A 3966-nucleotide genomic window follows, 5' to 3' on the forward strand; every position below is an offset into this window, starting at 1 on the left:
CCGAGAACGACTTGATCCGGCCGTCGGGAGCCAGCCCGCGCTGCTGCGAGAAGTCCACGAAGCCGCCGGGATCCCCGTTGACCGTGGCGCCGCCGGCGAGCGCCAGCGCCGACTCACCGGAACGCACCGACTGCACGGCGAGATGGAGGGCCACCAGCGACGACGAGCACGCCGTGTCGATCGAGACCGCCGGACCCTCCAGGCCCAGGGTGTACGCGATGCGCCCGGAGGCCACGCTGCCCAACTTGCCCGTCATGAGGTAGCCCTGGAGCTCGCGGGGCGCTTCGAGCCCGAGGTAGCTCTCCTCCACCACACCGACGAACACACCGGTGCTGCTGCCCTTGAGCGAGGCGGGGTCGATGCCCGCGTGCTCGAAGGTCTCCCACGCGGTCTCCAGCAGGACCCGCTGCTGCGGGTCCATCGACACCGCCTCACGGGGAGATATGCCGAAGAACTCCGCGTCGAAGCGGGTGGCACCGTCGAGGAAGCCGCCCTCGCGCGTGTACGACTTGCCCGGCGTGCCCGGCTCCGGGTCGTACAGCTCCTCCACCTCCCAGCCACGGTCGGTCGGCCACGGCGAGATGGCGTCCACGCCGTCGGCGACCAGGCGCCACAGATCCTCGGGCGAGGCCACCCCGCCCGGGTAGCGGCAGGCCATGCCCACGATCGCCACGGGCTCGGCGGCGGCCGCCTCCAGGTCGGCGAGCTTCTGGCGCGTCTTCTGCAGATCGGCAGTCACCCATTTCAGGTACTCGACGAGCTTCTCTTCCTTGTCCGTGTCAGCCACGAAACCCACTTCTCCTTGTCACAACTGCTGGGGACCGATCAGCTGGACGCACGGCCGAGCTGGTTGTCGATGAAGTCGAAGATCTCGTCCGCCGAGGCGGACTCGATCGTGGCGGAGCCGCTCTCGTCCGACGCGCCGGGCTGCGCCGGGGCCCCTGGACCGCTCACCCGGGACAGCAGGGACTCCAGCCGCGCGGCGACAGCCGCACGCTCGTCACCCACCTGCGGCAGCGCGTCGAGCGCCGCCTCCAGACGCTCCAGCTCGGCCAGCGCCGAGCCGGAGCCCCGGTCGGCCGCGGCCTCCGACTCGATCTCCGCGAGCACATGCGTGGTGAGGGCCGCGGGCGAGGGGAAGTCGAAGACCAGCGTGGCGGGCAGCCTCAGACCGACGACCCGGCCGAGCCGGTTGCGCAGGTCGACCGCCGTCAGTGAATCGAACCCGAGTTCCTGGAACGGACGGTCCTCGGCGACGGCGTCGGCGTCGGTGTGGCCGAGCACCGCCGCGATCGTGGCGCGCACCGCCTGGGACACGGCGTCGTAGCGCTGCTCGGTGGGCAGCACGGCGATCCGGTCCGACAGCGGTACGGCCGGTTCGGCCTCCCGCCCCGAGCCGGACCGCACCGGCACCGTGACCAGGCCCCGCAGTGGCGCCGGCAAGTCGTCGCGCGCACGCAGCGCCGCGGTGTCCACCGGCAGCGCCGTCAGCGTCGGCCGCCGCAGGGTGAGCGCCGCGTCGAACAGCGCGAGCCCCTGCTCGTCCGTGACGAACCGGAATCCCTCGCGGGTGAAGCGGGCGCGGTCGCCGTCGCCGAGGGCGGCGCCGATTCCCGAGGTCCGCTCCCACAGGCCCCAGCCGATCGACACGGCGGGCAGGCCCTGGGCGGCGCGGTGCCGGGCGAGACCGTCGAGGAACGCGTTCGCGGCGGCGTAGTTGGCCTGGCCCGGGCCGCCCAGGACGCCCGTGCTCGACGAGAACAGGACGAAGGCCGACAGCGGGAGATCACGGGTGAGCTCGTGCAGATGCCACGCCCCGTCGGCCTTGGGGCGCAGCGGGGAGCCGAACCGCTCCGGGTCCGACGTGGCCAGCAGCGCGTTGTCCACCGCGCCCGCGGCATGGACGACGCCGGTCAGCGGGTGCTCCGCCGGAATCCGCCCCAGCAGCGCGGCCACCTCCTCCCGGTCGCCCACGTCGGCGGCGGCGACGGTCACCGTCGCCCCCAAGGAGCCCAGTTCCGCACCGAGTTCGGCCACCCCGGGGGCATCGGCGCCGCGCCGGCCGACGAGCAGCAGATGCCGTACGCCGTGCCGGGCCACCAGGTGCCGGGCGAAGAGGCCGCCGAGCGAGCCCGTACCCCCGGTGACGAGCACGGTGCCCTGCGGGTCCCAGACCGGTGCGGTCGCCTCGGTGGGCTCCGCCACCCGCCGCAGCCTGGGCACCCAGGCGCTGTCGCCGCGTACGGCCGTCTCCGGCTCCCCGGAGGTGACGGCGGACGCCAGCGTCGCGTACCCCTCGGGGGTGCCGTCGATCTCGGCGAGGACGATCCGGCCCGGCGCCTCGGCCTGAGCCGATCGCACCAGTGCGCGCAGCGCCGCCGCCACGGGATCCACCGACGCTCCGGGCTCCGCGTCCGCGCCGGGCCGCAGGGCAATCACCAGCGGGACGTCCGTGAGCCGGTCGTCCGTCAGCCAGTCCCTCAGCACGGACCGCATGTGCCGCGTCAGCGCGTGCACCGCGTCCACCGGGTCGCCGGGGTGCGGCTCCGCAGGTTCGAACAGTACGGCTGAGACACCCGCACCGGCCGCGACGGCCTCGCCCGCCGCGCCCGCGTCACGCAGCGGTGTGGCATCGGCCGGCCCGGTGCCGTGGTCCGCGGCGCCCAGCATGCCCCAGTGGAACGGTCCGTCGAGGGCGGTCGTACCGACAGGCACCCACTCCGTGTCGAACAGCGCCGTGTACGCCGAGTTGCGCGCGCCGCTGAACCGGGACTCCGGCAGCTCCACCAAGGAGACCGACGCGACGGTGGCGACGAGCCCGCCGTCCCGGTCGGTGAGCCGCAGCGCGGCCGTGTCCTGGCCGGTCAGGGCCAACTCGGCCCGGGCCTCGGTGACACCGGTGGCGTGCAGACGCACTCCGCGCCACCGGGAGGCGAAGGCGACGGTGCCCGGCGGCGAGGCCGCGAGCCGGGCGCCGAGCGCCGCGTCCAGCAGGGCGGGGTGCACACCGAACCGGTCGGCCTCGTCCCTGAACCGCTCGGGCACGTGCACCTCGAACGACGCCCCTGCCGCCGTACCAGTGCCCATGTCCCGCTCGCCACCGGCACCGAGCACACCCTCGGCCAGCGACCGCCACGCGGCGTCCGGGTCGTCGTCGGGGCGCGCGAAGACACGCACCGTGCGGCGGCCCTCCGTGCCGGGCGGCGAAACGGCCAGCTGGAGCTGTACGGCACCGCGCGACGGGATGACGAGCGGGCCCGGCACGGTGAACTCGTGCAGCGTGTCGCAGCCGAGTTCGGCACCCGCGCGCAGCACCGTCTCGACGAGGGCGGCGGCAGGAAGAACGGGCTCGTCCACCACGACCTGCTCCGCCAGCCAGGCGTGCCGGTTCGGTGCCACCCGGCCGGTGAACACCGTGCCCTCGCCGCCCGCCAGCGGCACGGCCACTCCGAGGAACGGATGACCGGTCGCCCCGGGTCCCCACTCGGCGGCGTCGGACCCGGCAGGGCCCGCGTCCAGCCAGTAGCGGCGGCGCTGGAACGCATACGTGGGAAGCGCGACCCGCCGTGCACCGGTGCCGGAGAAGAACGCCTGCCAGTCGACCCGCAGACCGGCGTCGTGCAGGGCGGCGACCGCGTCGACGAGCGTGGCGGGCTGCGGCCGGCCGCGACGCTGCAGCGGCCGTACCACGGCCGCGCTCTCCACTGAGTCCTGGACCAGGGCGCTGAGTACACCGTCCGGGCCGAGCTCCACGAAGGCGGCGACGCCCTCCTTGGCGAGGATCGCGGCGGCGTCCGCGAAGCGCACCGTCCCACGGACCTGCTCGGTCCAGTAGTCGGCCGTCAGCAGGTCGTCCTCCGCGGCGACGCGGCCGGTGAGCGTGGAGACGACCGGGATGCTCGGCGCGTGGTACGCCACCGTGGCGGCGACCGCGCGGAACTCGTCGAGCATGCCGTCCATGTGCGG

The 3966-nt window shown here is 74.5% G+C and carries 2 protein-coding genes; both read right to left on the minus strand.

Going from position 1 to position 3966, the window contains the following annotated elements:
* The coding region (locus tag SSP24_RS42115) for a beta-ketoacyl synthase N-terminal-like domain-containing protein (protein ID WP_174864812.1) at positions 1 to 787 on the minus strand (787 nt) is incomplete at its 3' end.
* A gap of 38 nt (positions 788 to 825) precedes the next feature.
* Positions 826 to 3966: type I polyketide synthase (locus tag SSP24_RS42120; RefSeq protein WP_218037166.1), on the minus strand; the 3141-nt coding region annotated here is incomplete at its 5' end.

This window comes from Streptomyces spinoverrucosus, from assembly GCF_006539505.1.
GTDB lineage: Bacteria > Actinomycetota > Actinomycetes > Streptomycetales > Streptomycetaceae > Streptomyces > Streptomyces spinoverrucosus.